This is a genomic window from Thermus caldifontis, from assembly GCF_003336745.1.
Taxonomy (GTDB): domain Bacteria; phylum Deinococcota; class Deinococci; order Deinococcales; family Thermaceae; genus Thermus; species Thermus caldifontis.
Genome location: NZ_KZ851835.1, coordinates 30,116 through 51,981 on the forward strand (window position 1 = coordinate 30,116; position 21,866 = coordinate 51,981).

Annotated in this window: 18 protein-coding genes; 6 read left to right on the top strand and 12 right to left on the bottom strand. The window is 64.9% G+C overall.

The genetic code is table 11. The annotated features are described in order from the left end of the window. Positions 1-19: 19 nt before the first annotated feature. Complete coding sequence (locus DK874_RS00990; RefSeq protein WP_114311917.1) at positions 20-1,192, bottom strand: branched-chain amino acid ABC transporter substrate-binding protein; 1,173 nt, start codon at positions 1,190-1,192, stop codon at positions 20-22. Positions 1,193-1,336: 144 nt separating this feature from the next. Next, a complete protein-coding gene (glnA, locus tag DK874_RS00995) occupies positions 1,337-2,677 on the bottom strand; it encodes a type I glutamate--ammonia ligase (RefSeq protein ID WP_114311920.1) in 1,341 nt (446 codons plus the stop codon). Positions 2,678-2,861: 184 nt separating this feature from the next. On the opposite strand from glnA, the gene DK874_RS01000 reads away from it, so the two are divergent. Beyond that, on the top strand, positions 2,862-4,520 hold the full coding sequence (locus DK874_RS01000; RefSeq protein WP_114311922.1) for a bifunctional metallophosphatase/5'-nucleotidase: 1,659 nt from the start codon (positions 2,862-2,864) through the stop codon (positions 4,518-4,520). A 70-nt stretch (positions 4,521-4,590) separates the two neighbouring features. Here DK874_RS01000 and DK874_RS01005 read toward each other — a convergent pair whose 3' ends face one another. From DK874_RS01005 to DK874_RS01015, 3 genes are all read right to left on the bottom strand, one after another. After that, positions 4,591-5,031, bottom strand: coding sequence for an MOSC domain-containing protein (locus DK874_RS01005; protein ID WP_114311924.1), 441 nt, complete (start codon positions 5,029-5,031; stop codon positions 4,591-4,593). Next, positions 5,028-5,732: a c-type cytochrome gene (locus DK874_RS01010; protein WP_114311927.1), complete on the bottom strand. Its 705-nt coding sequence runs from the start codon at positions 5,730-5,732 to the stop codon at positions 5,028-5,030. Before DK874_RS01010 ends, DK874_RS01005 begins: the two co-directional genes overlap by 4 nt. Positions 5,733-5,799: 67 nt before the next feature. Further along, a complete protein-coding gene (locus DK874_RS01015) occupies positions 5,800-7,023 on the bottom strand; it encodes a sulfite oxidase (protein WP_114311929.1) in 1,224 nt (407 codons plus the stop codon). A 160-nt stretch (positions 7,024-7,183) separates the two neighbouring features. Between DK874_RS01015 and mutS the strand changes: the two genes are divergently transcribed. Both mutS and mutL read left to right on the top strand, forming a co-directional pair. Next, positions 7,184-9,610 (top strand): DNA mismatch repair protein MutS, encoded by a 2,427-nt coding sequence (mutS, locus tag DK874_RS01020; protein ID WP_114311986.1) that lies wholly within the window; start codon positions 7,184-7,186, stop codon positions 9,608-9,610. Beyond that, the gene (gene mutL / locus DK874_RS01025; protein ID WP_114311931.1) at positions 9,607-11,229 is read left to right on the top strand and encodes a DNA mismatch repair endonuclease MutL; all 1,623 of its coding nucleotides are present in this window, start codon (positions 9,607-9,609) and stop codon (positions 11,227-11,229) included. The genes mutS and mutL overlap by 4 nt, the downstream gene beginning before the upstream one ends. Here the strand turns inward: mutL and rraA are convergent. Next, a complete protein-coding gene (gene rraA, locus DK874_RS01030; protein WP_114311933.1) occupies positions 11,123-11,617 on the bottom strand; it encodes a ribonuclease E activity regulator RraA in 495 nt (164 codons plus the stop codon). The two genes, mutL and rraA, sit on opposite strands and share 107 nt — an antisense overlap. Before the next feature lie 18 nt (positions 11,618-11,635). Between rraA and purU the strand changes: the two genes are divergently transcribed. Then, positions 11,636-12,493 carry a formyltetrahydrofolate deformylase gene (purU, locus tag DK874_RS01035; protein WP_114311935.1) on the top strand — a complete coding sequence of 286 codons (858 nt, stop codon included), beginning with the start codon at positions 11,636-11,638 and terminating at the stop codon, positions 12,491-12,493. A 46-nt stretch (positions 12,494-12,539) separates the two neighbouring features. Next, the gene (locus tag DK874_RS01040) at positions 12,540-13,754 is read left to right on the top strand and encodes a S1C family serine protease (protein WP_114311937.1); all 1,215 of its coding nucleotides are present in this window, start codon (positions 12,540-12,542) and stop codon (positions 13,752-13,754) included. An 8-nt stretch (positions 13,755-13,762) separates the two neighbouring features. Here DK874_RS01040 and DK874_RS01045 read toward each other — a convergent pair whose 3' ends face one another. The 5 genes from DK874_RS01045 to DK874_RS01065 all read right to left on the bottom strand — a co-directional run bounded on the left by DK874_RS01045 (position 13,763) and on the right by DK874_RS01065 (position 19,505). Continuing rightward, positions 13,763-14,158: a hypothetical protein gene (locus DK874_RS01045; RefSeq protein ID WP_114311988.1), complete on the bottom strand. Its 396-nt coding sequence runs from the start codon at positions 14,156-14,158 to the stop codon at positions 13,763-13,765. Positions 14,159-14,189: 31 nt separating this feature from the next. Then, positions 14,190-15,167, bottom strand: a complete 978-nt coding sequence (locus DK874_RS01050; protein ID WP_114311939.1) for a TAXI family TRAP transporter solute-binding subunit — start codon at positions 15,165-15,167, stop codon at positions 14,190-14,192. A 29-nt stretch (positions 15,168-15,196) separates the two neighbouring features. Next, a complete protein-coding gene (locus DK874_RS01055) occupies positions 15,197-17,314 on the bottom strand; it encodes a TRAP transporter permease (RefSeq protein ID WP_114311942.1) in 2,118 nt (705 codons plus the stop codon). Positions 17,315-17,375: 61 nt separating this feature from the next. Beyond that, the gene (locus DK874_RS01060) at positions 17,376-18,359 is read right to left on the bottom strand and encodes a TAXI family TRAP transporter solute-binding subunit (protein ID WP_114311944.1); all 984 of its coding nucleotides are present in this window, start codon (positions 18,357-18,359) and stop codon (positions 17,376-17,378) included. A gap of 54 nt (positions 18,360-18,413) precedes the next feature. After that, entirely contained in the window at positions 18,414-19,505 is a 1,092-nt protein-coding gene (locus tag DK874_RS01065; protein WP_114311946.1) for a site-2 protease family protein, read from the bottom strand. A gap of 70 nt (positions 19,506-19,575) precedes the next feature. Here DK874_RS01065 and DK874_RS01070 point away from each other — a divergent pair, with 70 nt between their 5' ends. Continuing rightward, on the top strand, positions 19,576-20,772 hold the full coding sequence (locus DK874_RS01070; RefSeq protein ID WP_114311949.1) for an MFS transporter: 1,197 nt from the start codon (positions 19,576-19,578) through the stop codon (positions 20,770-20,772). On the opposite strand, the gene wecB is transcribed toward DK874_RS01070, so the two are convergent. Then, positions 20,747-21,865 (bottom strand): non-hydrolyzing UDP-N-acetylglucosamine 2-epimerase, encoded by a 1,119-nt coding sequence (wecB, locus tag DK874_RS01075; RefSeq protein WP_114311952.1) that lies wholly within the window; start codon positions 21,863-21,865, stop codon positions 20,747-20,749. The genes DK874_RS01070 and wecB overlap by 26 nt on opposite strands. Position 21,866: the final 1 nt, after the last annotated feature.

Genomic DNA, 21,866 nt, shown 5'->3' on the forward strand with positions numbered 1-21,866 from the left:
TGCAAAGGGCGTAGGCCGGTTACCTGGCGCCCGGGGCGGCCATCTCAATGACGCGGATCAGCTTGTTGTCCTCCCACTTGCCGGTGGAGGCCACCTGCATGATGAAGTACTTGGCCTTCTTGTTGTCGCCCTTGTCGTCGAACTCGATGGTGCCGGTGAGGCCTTCCATCTTCACCTGGCGCACCGCCTGGGCCACCTGCTCCCGGGTGGGCTTCTTGTCGCCCGCGGCCTTGATGGCGGCTTCCAGCCCGGCCAGGATCACGTTGGCGGCGTCGTAGGCGTAGATGCCAAAGCCCTCCATGTCCTTGCCGTACTTCTGCTTGAAGCGCTGGGCCACTGCCTTGGCCTTGGGGAAGGCGGAAACCGGGCCAGCCACCGTGGTGTAGAAGGTGCCGGCGGCGTTCTCCTTGCCCGCCAGGCGCACGAACTCGCTAGCGTCAAGCCCGTCCCCGCCCATGAGCCGGGTCTTGACCCCCCGTTCGCGGAGCTGCTTCACGAAGGGGCCAATCTGGCTGTAGATGCCCCCGAAGTAGATGAGCTCGGGCACGGGCCGGGCCCCGCGGATCTGGTTGATGATGGGCACGAAGTTGGAGGTCTCCTCGGTGCCCACGAAGGCCACGGCCTTGCCGCCCAGGGCCTCGAGGCGCTTCTTGAACTCCTCCGCCAGGCCCTGGCCGTAGGCGGTCTTGTCGTGGATGATGAAGACGTTTTTCACCTTCAGGTTGTTGAAGGCGTACTCCGCCCCCACCGGCCCCTGCACGTCGTCACGCCCACAGATGCGGTTCACATTGGGGAGCTTGCGGTCGGTGACCCGGGGGTTGGTGTTGGCGGGGGAGACCATGACCAGGTTCACCCGGGCGTACACCTCGCTGGAGGGGATGGCCACGCCCGAGTTCAGGTGGCCCACCACGCCCAGGATGTCGGGGTCGTTGATGATGCGGTTGGCGTTGGCCACGCCCACGTCGGGGTTGGCCTGGTCGTCGTAGGGGACCAGGACCAGGTCAAAGCCCAAGGCTTTGAACTTGGCCTTGGCCTCCTCGATGGCCAGCTCTGCCCCCAGCTTGATCTGTTCGCCCAGGGCGGCCTGGGGGCCGGAAAGGGGGGACTGGGTGGCGATCTTGATGACGTTGGCCTGGCCCAGGGCCATGCCCAGGGCGGCCACACCTGCTACCAGCAAGCCGATTTTCCTCATACGCACCTCCTTAAGAGCACGCGTTCGCGTTGCGGCCCCATTCTAAGGGGGGGGTACCGGTTCTTGTCAATGCCCCCTCGTAAGTTTATGCCTGACCCACGGGTCAGCCCCTCCCCCGGAGGGGGAGGGGTCCAATACCCACCCTTAGTACGTGGCCAGGTACTGGTCCAGCTCCCACTGGTGTACCGTGACCCGGTAGTCGTCCCACTCCATCTGCTTGGCCTGGAGGAAGTGGGTGTAGATGTGTTCCCCCAAGGCCTCCTGGATCACGGGGTCCTTCCTCAGGGCCTCGAGGGCCTCCCTTAGGGTTCCAGGAAGCTCGCGGATCTTGTGCTTGCGCCTTTCCCGCACGCTCATCTGGTAGATGTTGCGCTGGATGGGGGGTGGGGGCAGGAGCTTGCGCTCAATCCCGTCTATGGCGGCTGCGGCCATCACCGCCAGGGCCAGGTAGGGGTTGGCGGAGGGATCGGGCATCCTGAGCTCCGCCCGGGTGCCCACGCCCCGGCGGGCGGGTACGCGGATCATGGCGGAGCGGTTGGCCGCCGACCAGGCGATGTTGGTGGGGGCCTCGTACCCGGGGGTGAGGCGCTTGTAGGAGTTCACCAAGGGGTTGGTGATGGCCACCATGCCCTCGGCGTGCTCCAAAAGCCCGGCGATGAAGTGGAGGGCGGTCTTGGAGAGCTGGTACTCGGCCTTGGGATCAAAGAAGGCGTTCTCCCCGTTTTTGAAAAGGGAGAGGTGGGTGTGCATGCCGCTGCCGTTGATCCCCCGGATGGGCTTGGGCAGGAAGGTGGCGTGGAGGCCGTGGTTCAGGGCCACCCGCTTCACCACCCACTTGAAGGTGGCGATGTTGTCGGCGGTGGTGAGGGCATCGGCGTACTTGAAGTCAATTTCGTGCTGGCCCGGGGCCACCTCGTGGTGGGAGGCCTCGATCTCAAAGCCCATGGCCACCAAGACGTTCACCATGTCCCGCCGGGCCTCCTCCCCCTTGTCGATGGGGGCCAGGTCAAAGTAGCCCGCCCGGTCGTGGGTTTCCACGGTGGGAAGGCCCTCGGGGGTCCGGAGGAAGAGGAAGAACTCCGGCTCGGGGCCCGCATACATGGTGTCAAAGCCCAGCTTCTTAAGGCGCTCCACCTGGCGTTTCAACACGTAACGGGGGTCCCCCTCAAAGGGGCGGCCGTCGGGGTAGGCCACGTCGCAGATGAGCCGGGCCACCCGGCCGCGGGCGGGGTCTTCCAGGCTATCGGGCAGGATGACGAAGGTGTTGTAGTCGGGCTTGAGGAGCATGTCCGACTCCTCAATCCGGGTGAACCCCTCGATGGAGGAGCCGTCAAACATGATCTCCCCGTCCAGGGCCTTCTCAAACTGGGACTCGGGGACCTCCACGTTCTTGACCACGCCCAGGATGTCGGTGATCTGGAGGCGCAGGAACTTCACCTTCTCCGCCTTGAGCGCCTTGAGGATTTCCGCCTTGGTGTACGCCATTTTTGTCCTCCTTTGCCTGCCGGAGTGGGGTATTTCTCCTCTTTCCTCCGGCAGATTGCGCAAAGTGTACGGCAGAAATGTGCACATTGTCAAGAGGAGACGGTTCACCCGGTTGGCCACGGGCCTCGAGGTCCTTGACCTTCCCCTGACCGGGCTTTGGGTAGACTGAGGCCGGAGGTCAGGTATGTATAAGCGTCGGGAGATATTGAAGGCAGGGGCGGCTTTAGGCCTGGCGGGTTTGGGCTTAGGGCGGGCCCAGGGGGGTTTTACCCTCACCCTGGTGCACACCAACGACACCCATGCCCACCTGGAACCCATGGAGCTCACCCTTTCCGGCAAGAAGGTGCGGGTGGGGGGTGTGGCCCAGCGCATCGCCTTCTTTGACCGGCTAAGGGCGGCTCGGAAGAACCTCCTTTTCCTGGATGCGGGGGATGTCTTCCAGGGCACCCTCTACTTCAACCAGTACCGGGGCCTGGCGGACCGCTACTTCATGCACCGGGCCCTTTACCGGGTGATGGCCCTGGGCAACCACGAGTTTGACCTGGGGCCTGGCCCCTTGGCGGAGTTTTTGCAGGGGGCCCGGTTCAAGGTGGTGTCCGCCAACGTGGCGGTGGAGCGGGAGCCCCGGCTGAAGGGATTGTTGGCTCCTTATGCCGTGGTCCTGGTGGGGGGGGAGAAGGTGGGGGTGATCGGCCTCACCACCCCGGATACCCGGGAGATCGCCAACCCCGGGCCCACCGTGGACTTCCTGGACCCTTACGAATCGGCCCAGAAGGCGGTCTTTGAGCTTCTGCGGAAAGGGGTCAACAAGATCGTGGTCCTTTCCCACCTGGGCTACGGGGAGGACCTGAAGCTGGCCCGGAGGCTCGTGGGAGCGCAGGTGATCGTGGGTGGGCACTCCCACACCCTTTTGGGTAGCTTCCCCCACAAGGAGCTCGCCCCGGCAGGGCCCTACCCCACGGTGGTGAAGAACCCTGAGGGGAAGGATGTGCTGGTGGTCCAGGCCTGGGAGTGGGGGAAGGTGGTGGGCCTTCTGGAGGTGACCTTTGACGCCAGAGGGGAGCTCCTTGCCTACAAGGGCGAGCCCTTCCTCATGACCCCCGAGGTGGCCCCCGAGGACTTCTTCGCCAAGGAGGCCCTTTTGGCCTACGCCCAGCCGGTCTTGGCCCTGATGGGACAGGTGATCGCCCAGGCCAAGGTGGACCTCATCGGGGAAAGGGCCATGGTGCGGAGGCGGGAGAGCAACCTGGGGAACCTGATCGCCGACGGCATGGTCTGGAAGACCCGAAACGCCGGGGTGCGGATCGCCCTGCAAAACGGCGGGGGCATCCGGGCCTCCATTCCCAAGGGTCCCATCACCGTGGGGAAGGTTTACGAGGTGTTGCCCTTCGGCAACACCCTGGTGGTGCTGGACCTAAAGGGCAAGGAGATCAAGGCCGCCCTGGAGAATGGGGTTTCCCAGTGGGAGCAGACGGCAGGCCGCTTCCTCCAGGTTTCCGGCCTGCGCTACGCCTTTGACCTTTCCAGGCCCTCAGGGGACCGGGTGGTGCGGGTGGAGGTGAAGACGGAGAAGGGCTTTGTGCCCCTGGACCTCGAGGCCACCTACCGGGTGGTGGTGAACAACTTCATCGCCAACGGGGGCGACGGCTTCACCGTGCTCAAGGAGGCCCAAGGCTATAGGGTGGACACGGGCTTCAGCGATGCGGAAAGCTTCATGGACTACCTCAAGGAGCTCAAGGAGGTGGAGGCGGGCCTCGAGGGGCGGATTGAGGTGCTGAACGAGCCCAAGGGGGAAAGGCCTGCCTACTGGGCTTTCCAGCTTCCCATGGGAGTGGGCGTTTAAACCGCCCTTGGCTCGCTAGGACAGGAAAGGGGGCCCGGGGGACGCGTCCCCCGGGCCCTTGGTTTTACGGCTAAACAGCTACCGGGACCTGCACGGGGTCGCCCACCCGCACCAGGCCGCCCTCGAGGACCCGGGCATAAAGGCCCCGGCCCCCATAGAGGAGCTTGGGAAGCCTGAGGTCAAACTGGGAAAGGCTGGAGCAGACCGTGCACACATAGGAGAACTCCAAAAGGGCCTCCCCCACCCTCAGCCGGGCACCTGGGGGAAGGGCATGGGGGTCCAGGTCCAGGAGGAGGTTTTCCCCCAAGGCCCCGAAGGGAAGCTCAATGCCTGCCCCCTTGGCCTTTTCGTAGGAGAGAAGCCCGGCAACTAGGACGGCCCGGTCGGGATCTTTGCCCGCATGCCGGTCCCCCTTGGCCCCGAAACCGGCCACCAGCTCCAAGGTTTCCACCCGAGGCTTGGGAAGCCCCGAGCCCAGGCCCAGGTGGAGGGAGATCACGGTGCCCCTCATGGCAACCTCAGCCCTTGCCGGAGCTTTAGGACCTCTTCAGGGCTTAGGGCTTTGGCCCGGGCCGCCTTGACCTCATCGGGGCTGTAGGCTTTGAAGCCTTGGGGAGCCCCCCACCCTGCCAGGTGGTTCAGGACCAGGGCGACCTCTTCGTCGGAGAGCCAGGCGAAGCCGGGCATGACGCCCGTATACTCCTTGCCCTCCACCTTTATGGGGCCCTGGAGGCCGTACAGCACCGCCAACAAGAGGTAGGCCCGGCCTCCTTCCGCCTGGAGGATCTTTTCCACATGCCCTTTGAGGGGCGGGAAGGTGGGGGGATTGCCTTCCCCTTGCGGCCCATGGCAACCTTGGCAGTTGGCGTACACCTGGGCCCCGGTCTTGGGGGCGGGGGAGGCTTCGGCCTGGGGCGGGGTGGGCGGGGGTTGGGTGCCCAGGTAGGTGGCCAGGTAATCCAGGATGGCGGCCCGTTCCTCAGGGGTGATCTTTAGGCCCCGGAGCACCATCTCATCAATAACCCCGTCCCAGCGATCTCTAGAAAGCCGCTCCCTGGCGACGAAGCCGATGTCGTGGCAGGCTTGGCACTTGGCCAGGACCAGGTCCTTCCCCGGCCCCTCCGGTAGGGTGTACTGTCCCAGGGCCAGGTAACCGGCAAGGCCCAGGACTAAAATGCCGAGAGGGAAAAAGAGCCTTTTCGCTTTCTCCATCGTACCCCCCATGGGTATAGTGTAAGGGCAAAAAAGCCCCTGGCCGTGAGCCAGGGGCGGGATGGTCCTAGGCCACGGTGAACTTCACCCGCATCACGCCGTTATACTCGTAGCCCCGCTCGTTCCAGGCGATGTTGCCATCCAGGGGCTGGCTGCGGCCGGCGGCGTCCCAGGCCCGGGCCATGACCTCGTGCTGCCCGGGGCGCAGGTAGAGGGTGGTCCGCCAGCGGACCCAGGCAAAGGCTTTCCCCTGGGTGGCCAGCTGCGCCTGGTGCCAGGTGCGCCCTCCGTTGGTGGAAACCTCCACGCTCACGATGGGCACGATGCCGTCGTTGAAGGCCACCCCCTCCACCCGCACGTAAGGGCCTTCCACCGTCTGGCCCTCCAGGGGGGCAAAGATGAAGCTATTCAGGGTGACCAGCCAGTTGGGGCGGGAGTTCTGCAGGGTGTAGGGATAGCGCTTTCCAGGCTCCTGGGGCAGGAAGGGGAGGTGGGTGTTGGGGATTACGGGCACCCGGTAGCGGGGCACCTGCTCGGCGGTGGTGTTCTCGCCCTCGGCAAACTCGATCTTTTCCACCCACTTCACGTTGTTCACCCCGAAGTAGCCGGGGAACACCAAGCGTACCGGTCCGCCGTGGACGGCGGGCAGGGGTTCGCCGTTCATGTAAAGGGCCAGGAGGGCATGCTCCAGGGCATGGATGGGCACGGAGCGCACAAACTCGGGGGCGTTGCCCTGGCGGCTGGCATGGGCGGTGATGAAGAGGGCCTTCTCGCTCACCTTGACCCCTTTGGCTGCCAGGAAGTCTTTGAGGCGCACGCCGCGGAAGGTGACGTTACCTACCCCACCCCGTTGCCAGGGGTTGCCTGAGGGACGGGGGTTGTAGAGGGTGCGCCCGTTGCCCGAGCACTGGAGGACCATGGTGACCTCGGTCTGGGGCAGGGCGAAAAGCTCACTGGCCTCAAAGGTGAAGGGCTTGTCCACCAGCCCTCCCACCTCCACCTTCCAACCCTGGGGGCTGGCCCCTTCCACGGTGTTGTACCCGGGGAGGTCCACGTTGTTGCGGATATAGAGGATTTCCTTAGAGGTGCGCTCGGGGTTGCTGGCCAAAAGGTCATAGGGGGTTTCCATGACCACGGGGCGCTGGGAGAGGACGATGAGCTTGGGGTTCTTCCCCTTTACCAGCTGGTCTGCGGTAGGGGTCTGTTGGGCCAAGCCCCGCCCGCCTGTGGCCAGAAGTGCCGCCCCCATACCCATGAGCTTGAGGGTGGTACGCCGATCGACCTTTTCCATAGCACGCCTCCTCCTTCTTAGGACATTTGTCCCCTCAGGCCCATATGCTAGTCCTGTAACCCTACCCCTGTCAAGTTGGGGTAAATTGCAAAGAGCGCCTTTCCCAGGCCAACCTTTAACCTTCCTTATCCAGGGGTACCTTCCGGTTATGATAAGGGCCATGCTCAAGGGCGAAGGCCCTGGACCCTTGCCTCCCCTTCTCCAGCAGTACGTGGAGCTACGGGACCGCTACCCCGACTACCTCCTCCTCTTCCAGGTGGGGGATTTCTACGAGTGCTTCGGGGAGGATGCGGAAAGGCTGGCCCGGGCTTTGGGCCTGGTCCTCACCCACAAGTCCAGCAAGGACTTCACCACCCCCATGGCGGGGATTCCCCTACGGGCCTTTGATGCCTATGCGGAAAGGCTTCTCAAGATGGGTTTTCGCCTGGCGGTGGCCGACCAGGTGGAGCCGGCGGAGGAGGCGGAGGGCCTGGTGCGGCGGGAGGTGACCCAGCTCCTCACCCCCGGCACCCTGGTGCAGGAAACCCTCCTTTCCCGGGAGGCCAACTACCTGGCGGCCATCGCCACGGGGGATGGGTTCGGGGTGGCCTTTCTGGACGTTTCTACGGGGGAGTTTAAGGGGACGCTTTTGAAGAGCAAAAGCGCTCTCTACGACGAGCTATTCCGCCACCGGCCCGCGGAGGTGCTCCTGGCCCCGGAACTGCGGGAGAACGGGGCGTTTGTGGAGGAGTTTCAGAAGCGTTTTCCGGTGATGCTCTCCCAGGCCCCCTTCGATCCCGTGGGCGAGGGGCCCTTGGCCCTGCGCCGGGCCCAGGGGGCGCTCCTTTGGTATGCCCGCTGGACCCAAGGGGAAGGGTTCTCCCCCAGGCCCTTTCGCCCCTATGACCCTGGGGCCTTCATGCGCCTGCCGGAGGCTACCTTGAGGGCCCTCGAGGTCTTTGAGCCCATCCGGGGGCAGGACACCCTTTTTGGTGTCCTGGACGAGACGCGCACCGCCTTCGGTCGTAGGCTCCTGCAAAGCTGGCTAAGGCATCCCCTGGTGGAGAAGGCCCCCCTGGAGGCCCGTTTGGATCAGGTGGAACGGTTCGTGAAGGAGGGGGCCTTGCGGGAGGGGGTGAGGCGGCTCTTCTTCCGCTTGGCAGACCTGGAGCGGCTTTCCACCCGGTTGGAGATGGGGCGGGCCACGCCCCGGGACCTGGGAGCCTTGCGCCGTAGCCTGGGGATCCTCCCCGAGATCAAGGCCCTTCTGGGGGAGGAGGTGGCGCTTCCCAACCTTGCTGCCCTGGGGGAAGAGCTGGAGGCGGCCTTGGTGGAGGACCCTCCCCTAAAGCTTTCCGAAGGGGGGCTCATCCGCGAAGGCTACGACCCCCACCTGGACGCCCTGCGCCAGGCCCACCGGGAGGGGGTGGCCTATTTTCTGGAGCTGGAGGAGAGGGAGAAGGCCAGGACCGGCATCCCCACCCTGAAGGTGGGCTACAATGCCGTTTTCGGCTACTACCTAGAGGTAACCCGGCCCTACTACGAGCGGGTTCCCCCCGAGTACAAGGCCATCCAGACGCTAAAGGACCGGCAACGCTACACCCTGCCGGAGATCAAGGAGCGGGAAAGGGAGCTCTACCGCCTCGAGGCCCAGATCCGCCGCCGGGAAGAGGAGGTCTTTTTAGAACTTAGAGAGAAAGCCAAGGGGGAGGCGGAGGCCCTGAGGGAGGCGGCGAGGGTCCTGGCGGAGCTGGACGTCTACGCCGCCTTGGCGGAGGTGGCGGTGCGCTACGGCTACACCCGGCCCCGTTTTGCGGAGCATCTTCGCATCCGGGGTGGGCGTCACCCCGTGGTGGAAAGGCGCACGGGCTTTGTTCCCAACGACCTGGAGATGGCCCACGAGCTGGTTTTGGTCACCGGGCCCAACATGGCGGGGAAGAGCACCTACCTGCGCCAGACGGCCCTCATCGCCCTTCTGGCCCAGATGGGCAGCTTTGTGCCCGCAGAGGAGGCCATCCTTCCCCTCTTTGACCGCATCCTCACCCGCATCGGGGCCTCCGACGACCTGGCGGGGGGGCGGAGCACCTTCATGGTGGAGATGGAGGAGGTGGCCTTAATCCTTAAGGAAGCTACGGAAAGCAGCCTGGTTCTCCTGGACGAGGTGGGAAGGGGGACGAGTTCCTTGGATGGGGTGGCCATCGCCACCGCCGTGGCCGAGGCCCTGCACGAAAGGCGGTGCTACGCCCTCTTCGCCACCCACTACTTTGAGCTCACCGCCTTGCCCCTTCCCCGGCTTAAGAACCTCCACGTGGCCGCCAAGGAGGAGGAGGGGGGGCTGGTCTTTTACCACCAGGTCCTCCCGGGCCCCGCCTCCAAAAGCTACGGGGTGGAGGTGGCCCGCATGGCGGGGCTTCCCAAGGAGGTGGTGGAGCGGGCCAAGGCCCTTCTCCAGCTCCTTACCGCCCGGAGGGAGGGGGTGGCCGAGGCGGTGTTGGAAAGGCTTTTGGCCCTGGACCCCAATAGCCTCACCCCCCTCGAGGCCCTCCGCCTCTTGCATGAGCTCAGGGCCTTGGCCTTAGGTGCCCCCCTGGATACCATAAAGGGGTGATCCGCCCGCTTCCCGAGGAACTCCGGGGGCTTCTGGCCCGGGGCGAGGTGGTCTTTTCCCTAAAGGATGCGGTGCGGGAGCTTTTGGAAAACGCCTTGGACGCTGGGGCCAAAAGGGTGCGGGTGGAGCTTTTCGGCGGGGGAAGGGAAAGGATCGTGGTGGAGGATGACGGCGAGGGGATCCCCTTTGCGGAGCTTCCCTTGGCGGTGGAGCCCTTTGCCACCAGCAAGCTCCAGGACCCCGGGAGGATCGCCACCCTGGGCTTCCGCGGCCAGGCCCTTTATGCCCTAAGGCAGGCGGCCCTCCTCCGCATCCGCTCCCGGCCCCGCCTCCAGGTGGGTGGGGGGCTTCTTTTGGCCCATAGGGACCGGGTGGAGCTCAAGGAGGTGCCCGCCCCCCCGGGGACCCGGGTGGAGGTGGTGGGCCTTTCGGGGGAGGGCTCGGAGCGGGAGGTGGGGGAGCTTTTAAGGCGCTATCTCCTTCACTATCCTTGGCTTTCCCTGGCCTTCTTCGCCGAGGGGGAGGCCCGGCTCCTCTTCCCGGGGGCCGGGCTTAAAGAGGCAGCCCGGCTGGCCTTTGGCCGGGTCTTGGCGGAAAGGCTTCTCTACCTCAGGGGACAGGCTGGGGAGATGCGTTTGGAGGGGCTTCTTTCCGGGCCCCAGGCCTCCCGCACCCGGCCCGACCTCCTCTTCCTCGCCATCAACGGCCGCCCCGTGGTTTGGCCCCAAAGGCTCCTAAAGGTGGTGCGCCGGGCCTACCGGGAGCTTCTGCCTGAGGGGCATTTTCCCGTGGGGGTCTTGAACCTCACCCTGCCCCTCCCTGCCTTCCGTTTGCGCTTGGATGCCCGGAAGGAGGAGGTGGAGGTCTTGGAGGAGGTGGAAGCGTTTGTGGAGGAAAGCCTGCGCCAGGCCTTCCAGGAGGGAAACCTGGCCCGAAGCCTTCCCGAGCCCAGGCCCCTTCTGCCCCTAAGCCCGCCCACCCCCTCGGGGCTTCCCCGGCTGCGGTATCTGGGCCAGTTCCGGGATAGCTACCTCCTGGCGGAGGCGGGGGACACCCTGTATGTGGTGGACCAGCACGCCGCCCACGAGCGGGTGATCTACGAGGAGTTCCAAAGGGATCTTAGAGAGGAGGGGCTAAGGGAGCTTCCCTACCCGGTGCTGGTGGAGCTTTCCCCCATGGAGGAGGCCCTTCTGCCCGAGAGGGAGGAGGCCTTGGCCTCCCTTTTTGCCCTCGAGGCCTTTGGCCCTGGCCGGGTCAGGCTCCTCAAGGCGCCCTCTTTTCTCCATCCCTACCCCCTTCTCCTTCCCGAAATCTTCCGCGAGGCCCTAAGGGGGGAGGGGAAAAGCCTCAAAGAGCTCTTGGCCCGCGTGGCCTGCCTGCCCGCGGTGAAGGCGGGGTATCCTTTATCCCAAGCGGAGGGCCAGGCCCTTTTGGATGCCCTTTTAAGGTGCGAAACCCCCTGGGTCTGCCCCCATGGCCGCCCCACCCTCTTGGCCCTTAGGGAGGAGGACCTCATCCGGCGCTTTGGCCGCCGCCAGGGGGCGAGGGCAGGAGAAGGATCCCGTCCTCGTCTGCTAGAAGAAAGCTTCCCGGAAAAACCGTGGCCCAAGGGAGGCTAAGGGGCACATCCATCTCTCCCAGGCCCTCCTTGGCGCTTTTCCTGGGGGTGGCCGCCAGGGCCAGGATGCCCATGGGCACTTGCCGGAGTTCCTCCACATCCCGCACCGCCCCGTGCACCACCACCCCGGCCCAGCCCCTTTGCCAGGCTAGCCGGGCCAGGTTGCCGCCCAAAAGGGCGGTTTTCAAGGAGCCTCCTCCATCCACCACCAGCACCTGGCCGGCTCCTTCCTCCTCCAACATCCTTCGCACCAAGGCGTTGTCCTGGAACACCTTTAGGGTGCGCACCCGGCCTTGGAAGCGGGCTTTTCCGCCAAAGCTCTTGAAGACCATGGGGAGGGTTTCCGCCTCGAGGTGGGCGTCCGAAAGGTCGGTGGTCCGCCAGTCCATGGGGATATAGTAGCCCCTATGGAAGAGGCGCGGCTCCTCATCACCTGCCCGGACCGGCCCGGCATCGTGGCTGCCGTGTCCGGGTTCCTCTACGCCCACGGGGCCAACATCACGGATCTGCAGCAGTATTCCACCGACCCGGAAGGAGGCACCTTCTTCATGCGCCTGGCCTTCACCACCCCCCACCTGGACCTCTCCCGTCCCGCTTTGGAGCGGGCCTTCCAAGACGTGGTGGCCAGCCGCTTTCAGATGGAGTGGCGCTTGGCCTACGCTTCGGAGAGGAAACGGGTGGCCATCTTGGTTTCCCGGCCCGCCCACGCCCTTTTGGAACTCCTTTGGCGCTATAGGGTGGGGGAGCTTTCCATGGACCTGCGCATGGTGATCTCCAACCACCCCCATCACCAGGAGGAGGTGGAGCGCTTCGGCATCCCCTACCACCATGTGCCCGTGGACCGGGGACGTAAGGAGGAGGCCGAGGAGAGGATTCTGGCCCTTCTTGGGGAAGAGGGGGTGGAGCTTGTGGTTCTAGCCCGCTACATGCAAATCCTCTCCCCCCGGTTTGTGGCCCGGTACCCCATGCGCATCATCAACATCCACCACTCCTTCCTGCCGGCCTTTGCCGGGGCCGATCCCTACCGCCAGGCCCACGAGCGGGGGGTGAAGCTCATCGGGGCCACGGCCCACTACGTCACCGAGGAGCTGGACCAAGGCCCCATCATTGAGCAAGACGTGGTGCGGGTATCCCACCGCCACACGGTGGCGGAGATGCGCCGGCTTGGGCAGGAGCTGGAGCGCACCGTCTTGGCCCGGGCGGTGCGCTGGCACCTGGAGGACCGCATCCTGGTCCACGGCAACAAAACCGTGGTCTTCGTCTAATCTGGGCCTAACCGCAAGGGCGTAAGGTGGGGCCAGGAGGTGGTGCATGAACCTCAGCCGGTCCTTCGTAGGCTTTTTGGTCCTTGCCCTGATGGCGGGGGTGGTGCTTTGGTGGGGGTTAAGCAACGGCCAGACCCAGCGTACCCAGCCCCCACCGCCTTCCGATGCCGGGCTTTTGGAATACGAGCGCAACACGGTGGAGATCGTGGAGAAGTACGGGGACGGGGTGGTCTACGTGGGGGTGGTGACCCGTCCCCAAAACGTCCAGCTTCCCCCGGGCTTTGAGTTCTTCGCCCCCTTCTTGCAGATGCCTCCTCAGGAAGGGGCGGGTTCAGGCTTTGTCATTGACAAGGAAGGCTATATCCTCACCAACTACCACGTGGTGGAGGGGGCGAGCCGCATCACGGTGAAGTTCCACAACGACCCTGGCGAGTACCGGGCCCGCTTGGTGGGGGCAGCCCCCCCTTTGGATGTGGCCCTCTTGAAGGTGGAGGCTCCCCGGGAGAAGCTGGTGCCTTTGGTCCTGGGGGATTCCGACCGCATCCGGGTGGGGCAGAAGGCCATCGCCATGGGGAATCCCTTCGGCCTGGAGTTCACTGTGACCCAGGGGATCGTCTCCGCCATCCGGGAAAACCCAGGAGCCATTGGGGATGAGTCGGGCCTGGTGCCCCAGGTGATCCAGACGGATGCCGCCATCAACCCGGGCAACTCCGGTGGGCCCCTTCTCAACTCCCGTGGGGAGGTGATCGGCATCAATACCGCCATCTTCACCCCCACGGGCCAGTTTGGGGCCGCCCAGTTCGCCGGGGTGGGGTTTGCCCTGCCCATCAACCTGGTGAAGCAGTACCTGCCCGAGCTGAAGGCGGGAAAGACCCTCAACGCCGAGGAGATCATCAAGAACCGCCCCCGGCTTGGCGTGTCCCTCGTGCCCCTTTCCGTTTACCCCGAGAAGTTGCGCCAGCAGTACGGGCTTCCCGCCTCAGGCCTCATGGTGCAGGAGGTGGAGCGGAATAGCCCTGCGGCCCGGGCGGGCCTAAGGGCCCCAACCCGCTTTGCCTACCTGCAACTCCCCACGGGGGAGACCCTCCAGGTGGGGGTGGATGGGGATGTGCTTCTCAAGGCGGACGGCGTGCCCTTAACCTCCATCGCCCAGCTCCGGCGGGTCCTTTACAGCAAGAAGCCGGGGGAGGCGGTGAGCCTCGAGGTCTTCCGCCAAGGCCGCACCTTCACCGTGCGCGTGGTACCCCAGGTGATCCGCTAGCCACGGGATTAAGGGGGCCAGAGGAGGCGTAGCCGCAGGCATCCCTTTTGCACCCGGAACCAGGTGCCCCCTAGCCTTAGGGCCAGGCCCACCTCGGAGCAGTAGGCCAGGACCTTCCGCCGCTCCTTGGCCAGGGCCTGGTTCCAGGGGTATTCCCCGGCGGTGTAGTAGGCCTCCGTTTCCGGGTCGGTGTAGGCCTGAAAGCCCTGGAAGGCCCAAAGCGGGTGGAACTCCAGAAGGACGGGTTTCCCCGTGACCGTGTTCACGAACTCCACCTGCCCCTTTTCCCAGGGGGTGAGGAGCAGATACTGCCTTTTTGCCCCCTCTTCCACCGCCACCACCCGCACCAGGGCCAAGAGGACCAGGGCCGACCAAAAGGCCCAGCTCCTAGGGAGCTGGGCCAGCTTGGTGGGGAAGGGAGCGGGTTTCACGGCCCTACTTCAAGGCCCCGGCTTCCCGGAAGTAGCGGAGGGCCCCTTCGTGGTAGGGGATGGTGCCTCCCACGAAGCGCACGGCGTTTTCCAGGCTGGTATCCCTGGCGGCGGCCACCGCCTGGCGCAGGGTGGCCAGGTTCTCAAAGGTGGCCCTGGTGAGGGCATAGGCGGCCTCTTCCGGGAGGCTTTGCGGACAGACGAAGAGGTTCCAGAAGGTGAGGGTAGGGGTGTCGCTCCGGGCGCCGTAGACCGCCTTGGGGATCACCCCGGGGCCGGCAAGGCCGGGGAAACGCTTCTGGAAGGTCTGGACCACGGTGCTCTTGGGATCCAAGGGTACCAGATGGATCCTCTGCCCCTTGCGGGCCAGGGAGGCCGCAAGCTCGGTGATGGCCCCCGTGGGCAGGCCCCCCGACCAGAAGAAGGCGTCGATGTTGCCCTCAGAGAGGGCGTTGGCGCTCTCCTGGGCGCCTAGGCGCTCCTGCTTGGCGAAGTCCTTGGGGGATAGCCCCGCCGCCTGCAGGACCAGTAGGGCCTCCACCTCGGTCCCCGAGCCCGGGGCCCCGGTGGATACCCGCTTGCCCTTTAGGTCCTGCACCACCCGGATACCGGTGCCTTCCCGGGTGACGATGTGCAGGAAGTTGGGGTACATGGCGAAGAGGATGCGCACACTTTTGGCAGGCCTCTCCTTAAAGCGGTCGTGCTGTCCGGTGTAGGCCAGATAGGCGGAGTCCGGCAACACGGTGGCGCAGTAGTAGGTTCCTCCGCCGGTGCGGTTTTCCAAAAGAAGCAGGTTGTCGATGGAGGCTGCCGTCTGGATGGCCTGGGCCTCAGCCACCCCGGCCTTGTTCCAGATCTCCGCCAGGGTGGTGCCGTAGTAGAAGTACACGCCCCCCACGCCTCCTGTGGCCACTACCACCTTGGGCTTTTGGGCCAAAGCTAAGCCCGCCAAGGCCAAAAGGACCAAGAGGACTCTCTTCATCGCCTTGCCTCCTTTCCTTCGGCTTTACCCTAAGCCTTTGTTTGCGCCCCCGTCAATCCCTTGCGGAAGAAGGGAAGGCCCAAGAGGAAGGCGACCAGGTTGAGAAGCCCGTAAGGTACGAAAAGGAGCACCGCCAGCAGGCCCAAAGCCCAAGCCTCCCAACGCTTAAGCGGCCTTCGGGTGTAGCCGGCGGCGGAGGCGGATAGGTAAACGATACCCGCGGCTACGGAAAAGAAGCGCTCCAGCACCATGGCCCAGGCCTCCCCAGGCGGGGAGTTTTCCAGAACCGGTATAATAAGTAGGGCAGTTCCTGAGTAAGAGAGCAGGAAAAAGAACCCCACCAGGTACTTGGAAAGGGCTACCCTAGCGGCGTAGACCCCGGTGAGGAGGGGGTTGGTGCCAAAGACGCTGCTGGCCGCGTAGGCGGAGAGGGCCACCGGCGGGGTCACGTCCGCCAGCACGGCGTAATAGAAGAGGAACATGTGGGTGGCGAGGAGGGCGGCGGAGTCGGGGATGCCGTTTTGCCTGGCCAGGGCGATGATGGCGGGGGCGGTGAGGGCCGAGGTGAGCACGTAGGTGGCGGTGGGGGGTACCCCCATGCCCAGCACCAGGCTGAAGATGGCGGTGATGAGGGTGGCGAGAAGCAGGCTTTCCCCGGAAACCTGTTGCAATAGCTGGCTGAACTTGGAGGGGAGGCCGCTTATCACCATCATGGCGAAGATGAGGTTGGCGGCGGTGACCGCGGTGCCGATGGGCAGTAGGGTGCGGAAGCCCTCGGAAAGCCCGTGGAAGATGGGGGCAAGGCCTTTCGGCCTCAGTGTGGGATCCAAATACGTCAAGGCAATGAAGAAAACAAGGGCTAGGCTGGCGGCGGTGCGCACCTCGTAGCCCAGATAGAGCATGGCGATGATGAGGAGGATGGGCAGGAAGAGGGTGCTATAGCGCAGGGCGTAGGCCCTGCGGCTCATGCCCAGCTCAGCGCCCACAGGAGGCAGGCCCGCCTTGCGGGAGTAGAACTCGTTGAAGGCCAGCACGGCGGTCAGGTACAGCAAGGCTGGCCCTAAGGCCATGACGATCACCTTCAGGTAGGGGATCTGGAGGATCTCCACCATGATGAAGGCGATGGAGCCCATGACGGGTGGGGTGATGAGGGCGATGGTGCCGGCGGTGGCCACCAAACCCGCCGCCACCAGGCGGTCATAGCCCGCCCTTTCATAGAGGGGCTTGGTGAGGGCGGCTACGAACTGGGTGTCGGCGGCCCCCGATCCGGAGAACATCCCCATGAACACGCTGGCCAACCCCGTGACCCGCCCCGGGGTGGCGGGGTGCTTGCCCACCAGGGCTAAGGCCAGGTTGGCCACCACCTTTCCCAGCCCTAAGGCCCCGATCATGCCGGAAAGCAGGGTGAAGTAGACCAGGTACTTGGCGGAAACCCCGGTGATGAGGCCGTAGATGCCGGCTTCCGTCTCGTTGAAGGTCTTGCCCAGGAGAAGGTCGATTCCCTGGCGGCTTCCCTTAAAGGCCCCGGGAAAGAGGTCAGCGTAAAGGTTGTAGCTGAAGAAGAAAAGGACCAGGACGGGCATTACGGGGCCCAAAAGGCGGTAGACCAGCCCCAGGACCAGCATGATGAGCCCGAAGGACATGGCCATGTCCCAGGGCTGGGGAAGCACCGCCCGGTAGACCAGCTCCTCAAAGAAGCGGAGCTGGTAGAGGGTGGGAAAGAGGGCCAGGAGGACGGCCAAAAGATCCGCCGGGCGCTTAAGGCTGGGCAGAAGGGCCGGCAGGGCTGCCACCGCCCAATAGAGCACGCCCGTGGCCTTGGCCTCCCAGGGCAGGCTGACCCCGGGAACGCTGGGGAAGAGGAAGTTGTAAAGGGGGATGAGGGTAAAGAGGAAGAAAACCCAGGCCCCAAGGGTCCGCTTCCGAGGGAGGTAGAAGGAAACCAGATAGCCTCCCAGGAGGAGGAAGAGCACGTGGGTGCTTCGCTGGAGCTGAACGATGTCCAGGATGGGTATCTCCGCCTTGGCTAAGGGGGTGAAGGGGTGGAGGACCAGATAGAGGCTATAAAGGGCTCCAAGGATCAGGATCCAGCGGGTGAATCGGGCCAGGGGGGTGGTGGGTGAGGTTTGAGGATGCTCGAGCTCCATGGGTTCCTCCAAAAAAGCCCGGGGCCTGGAGGCTTCCAGGACACCCGGGCAGGCGCATGGCTTACTTGATGAGGCCTTTTTCCTTTAGGTACCGCTCGGCTCCCGGGTGGAAGGGGATGGGAAGTTTGCCATAGAGCTTGGCGGTGGCCTCGAGGCTGGTGTCCTTGGCGGCGGCCACGGCGGTGCGCAAGGTGTCCAGGTTCTCGAAGATGGCCTTCATGATGGCGTAGCCGGCGTCCGCGGGCAGGCTATCCGGGCAGACCACGATGTTGCCCGTGGCCAGCCCGGGCACATCGGTGCGGGTGTTGTACACGTTCTTGGGCACCTTGTAGGGCTCCACCAGGCCGGGGAACCTCTTCATGGCCACCTGGGCGGTGGTGCTCTTGGGGTCGATGGGGATCAGGTAGATGCGGTCTCCCTTGCGGGCGAGGGTTTGGGAAAGCTCCACGATGGAGCTGGTGGGGATACCGCCCACCCAGAAGAAGGCGTCCAGGGTACCCTCGGCCAAGGCCTTGGCCGCCTCGGCCACGGGCAAGCGCTCCCGCTTGGCAAAGGTTTCCGGCTTGACCCCGGCCCCCTGGAGGACCAGAAGGGCCAGGTTTTCCGTACTGGAGCCGGGCTGGCCGGTGGAGACCCGCTTGCCCTTAAGGTCTTGCACCACCTTGATGCCACTTTTTTCCGTGGTCACGATATGGATGAAGGAAGGATACATGTAAAAGAGCACCCGCTGGGTCTTGGCGGGCCGGTCTTTGAAGCGGGGCTCCTCCCCGGTGTAGGCCACGTAGGCGGAGTCGGTGGTGGTGAGGGCGCAGTAGTAGGTGGTGCCCGAGGTGCGGTCCCTTAGGAGCTGGAGGTTGTCGTAGGAACCGCCCGTCTGCACCGGCTGGGCCTCCGCCACCCCCGCTTTGTTCAGGATGTCGGCCATGGCGGTACCGTAATAGAAGAAGACCCCTCCGGTGCTGCCCGTGCCGATCACCACCTTGGGTTTCTGGGCCAGGGCGAGGCCTAGGGCCACCAAGCCGATGAGGATAAGGATTCTCTTCATGGTCACCTCCCGTATACTTTTGCGCCCCTACCCTACCCCACCGCCCTATGCCTGTCAAGGTGAGGGACGCCCCAGCATCCGCACCTGGAAGGCCCTTAGGAGGTCGGTTTTGCTGAGGATGCCCACAAGGCGGCCTTCTTCCATCACCAGGGCCCGGGCATACCCCTGTTCCGCCATGCGCTCCATGGCGGTGAGGGCGTCCTCCTCGGGGGAAAGGACCAGGGGCTCTTTGAGGTAGTGGACCACCGGGGCCACGGGGTTGGCGCCCTCCAGCCCCTCGAGGCCCACCACCCCCAAAACCTGCCCCTCCTCCACCACGGGGAAGCCGGAAACCTTGTGGACCAAGGCCAGGCTCAAGACCTCCTGGACGGGAAGGGAGGGGGGGATGACCAAGGGTTCTGGGGTCATGAGGTCCTTGACCTTGAGCCCACTTAGCGCCTGGGCCAGGAGGGTGGCCTCCACCTCGGCCCTCGAGGCCATGTACACGAAAAAGGCGATGAGGATCAGGAAGGGATTGAAGACCACCAAACCGAATAGCCCCAGGGCCCAGGCCACCGCCTGGCTTAAGGCCAGGGCCTGCCGGGTGGCCTGGAGGTAGGGTTTCCTAAAGGCCAGCAGCGCCCGGTAAACCCGCCCCCCATCCAGGGGCAGGGCGGGGAGGAGGTTGAAAAGCCCCAGCATCAGGTTCACCAAGGCCAGGTAGTGGGTGAGAAAGCCCATGGCTCCAGCCTCCAGGCGGGCCAGGCGGAAAAGGAGGGCCAGGGCAAAACTCACCGCGGGGCCCGCCAGGGCCACCCAGAGCTCCTTTTTGGGTTCTTGGGGGACGCGCTCCATCTGGGCCACGCCTCCTAAAAGCCAGAGGGTGATGCGCTTGGTCTCAATGCCAAAGCGCCGGGCGGTGAGGGCATCGCCTAGCTCGTGCAGGAGCACGGAGAAAAAAAGACCCAAGGCGGCCAAAAGGCCCAGGAGAAAGGGCCACGGGCCCTGGAGGAGGCCGGGGTCTTCCGGCAGGCCAAAAAGCTCCAGGTAGATGGGCAGGTTACTCCCAATGAGGAAGGCCAAAAGGGGCAGGATCAGGAGAAGGGAAAGGTCCAGCTGGATGGGGATCCCCAGGATGCGGAAAAGGGTTAGGCCGCGCTGGAACATGCACCAAGTATAGACGCGGGCCCCGGGAAGGCCTTGATAATGACCGGTCAGTCAGCCTTAGGATAGGGGGGTGCTGGCCCTGGCCCTCCTCAAAGACCCCCTCTACCGCTCCTACTGGCTCGCCCTTTTCACCTCCCAGATGGGCACCTGGATGCAGGCGGCGGCCCAGGCCTGGCTGGTCCTTCTCCTTACGGGAAGCGCCGAACGGCTTGGGCTGGTGGTGGCCTTGCAGTTCCTGCCCTCTTTGCTCTTCTCCCTTCCCGCTGGGGTTTTAGCGGACCGGTACCCCAAGCGGAACCTCCTCCTTTTCACCCAGGGGGGCATGATGCTCCTGGCCCTTATCATGGCCCTTTTCATCCTCATGGGATGGGTGCGCTACGGCCACGTGCTCCTCTTCGCCTTCCTCTATGGGGCCCTGAACGCCATGGACCTTCCCGTGCGCCAAAGCTTCACCGTGGAGCTGGCGGGCCGGGACCGCTACCCCGGGGCCATCGCCTTAAACTCCTTCGGTTTCAACCTGAGCCGGCTATTGGGGCCAGCCCTGGCCGGGGTCTTGATCGCCCTTTTCGGCGTGGGGGTGGCCTATCTGGCCAACGCCCTTTCCTTTCTGCCCCTTCTGTGGGTCCTCCGTCAGGTGCCCCCCGGTTCCAGGGGCGAGGAGGGGGATGGCCGCTGGTGGCGGGAAGCCCAGGAAGGCGTGCGGTTTGTCCTCCAGCATCCCCTGGTGCGCCGGGTGGTGGGGCTGGTGCTGTTTGCCAGCCTTCTGGGGATGAACTTCCAGACCCTGGTGCCCGCCTATGCCCGGTTGGTGCTGGGTCTTTCCGCCACCGGGTATGGGGCCTTGCTTTCCAGCGTGGGGCTTGGCGCCTTGGGGGCGGCCTTGGTCATGGCCTTTACCGGTAAGCCCAAGCCAAGGAGGCTACTTCTAGGGGTCTTTCTCCTTTCCTTGGCGCATCTCGGCCTTTACCTGCCCCAGGCCTCCTTGGCCTCTTTCTTTTTGGCCCTGGGGGGGTTTGGCATGATCTCCGTGCTCATCAACGCCAATACCCTGGTGCAGCTTTCCGTGCCCGACCGGATCCGGGGCCGGGTCATGGCGGTGTACAGCCTGGTGATGCTGGGAACCGGGCCTTTGGGGGCTTACCTCACCGGCTTCCTTTTTGAACATCTGGGAGGACGGCTGGCCGCCTTGGTCCTGGGGGGAGCCGTGCTCCTGGTGGGCCTGTACCAGCTGCGTGCCTGGCCTACGGAGCCCAGTCCTCCGGCCTAGGCCCGAGGCCCAAGCGCCAGGCCACCCCTTGGGCTACCCGGACTCCCGCCCTGCCGTCCCCATAGGGGTTTTTGGCCTGGCGCATGCGGGCCAGTTCCTCTGGGTTTCGCAAAAGCCCCGCCACCACCCGGTATACCCTTTCGGGATCCGTGCCCGCCAGCTTGAGGATGCCCGCTTCCAGGCCTTCCGGCCTTTCCGTCACGTTCCTGAGCACCACCACGGGAACCCCCAAGGCGGCCCCTTCCTCCTGCAGCCCCCCGGAGTCGGTGACGAGAAGGAGGCTTTCCCGCATGAGGGCGGCCATGGGCCCGTAGTCCAGGGGGTCTAGAAGGAGAAAGTTGTTCACCCCCTTCAGCACTGGGTAAACCGCCTCCCGCACCACGGGGTTCAGGTGCACGGGGTAGACGAAGGTGAGGTGGGGAAAGGCCTCGGCCACCTTCCTTAAGGCCCGGGCCAGCTCGGAAAGGATGGGCCAGTTCTCCCGACGGTGCATGGTGACGGTCACGTAGGGCCCCGGAGGAAGTCCTTGGGGAAGCTGGCCTAGCCGGGCGGCCAAGAGCACGGCATCCACCCCCGTCTGGCCGGTGACCAGGATGGTTTCCGGGGGCTTGCCTTCCCTCAACAGGTTCTCCCGCGCCAGCGGGGTGGGGGCGAAGTCCAGGTCGGTGAGGGCGTCGGTGAGGCGACGGTTGGCCTCCTCGGGGAAGGGTTCCTTGAGGTTGCCACTCCTTAAGCCCGCCTCCACATGCCCCACGGGAAGCCCCACCAGAAAGGCGGCCCAGGCCACGGCGAAGGTGGTGAGGGTGTCCCCATGGACCAGGACGTAGTCCGCCCGCATCTCCTCCAGGGCCCTTGCTGCCTGGGGCAGGATGCGGGCCGCCAGGTCGGGCAAAGCCTGGCGTTCTTGCATCACGTCCAGGTTCCTGTCCTCTTGGATGCCAAAAAGCCCCAAGGCCTGCCTGAGTTGTTCCCGGTGCTGGCCGGTGAGGAGGACCAGGGGTTTGATATGGGGGTGCTCCTTGAGGGCCAGGTAGACCGGGGCCATCTTGGTGGCCTCGGGCCGCGTGCCAAAGGCTAGGACTACCCGCTTCATG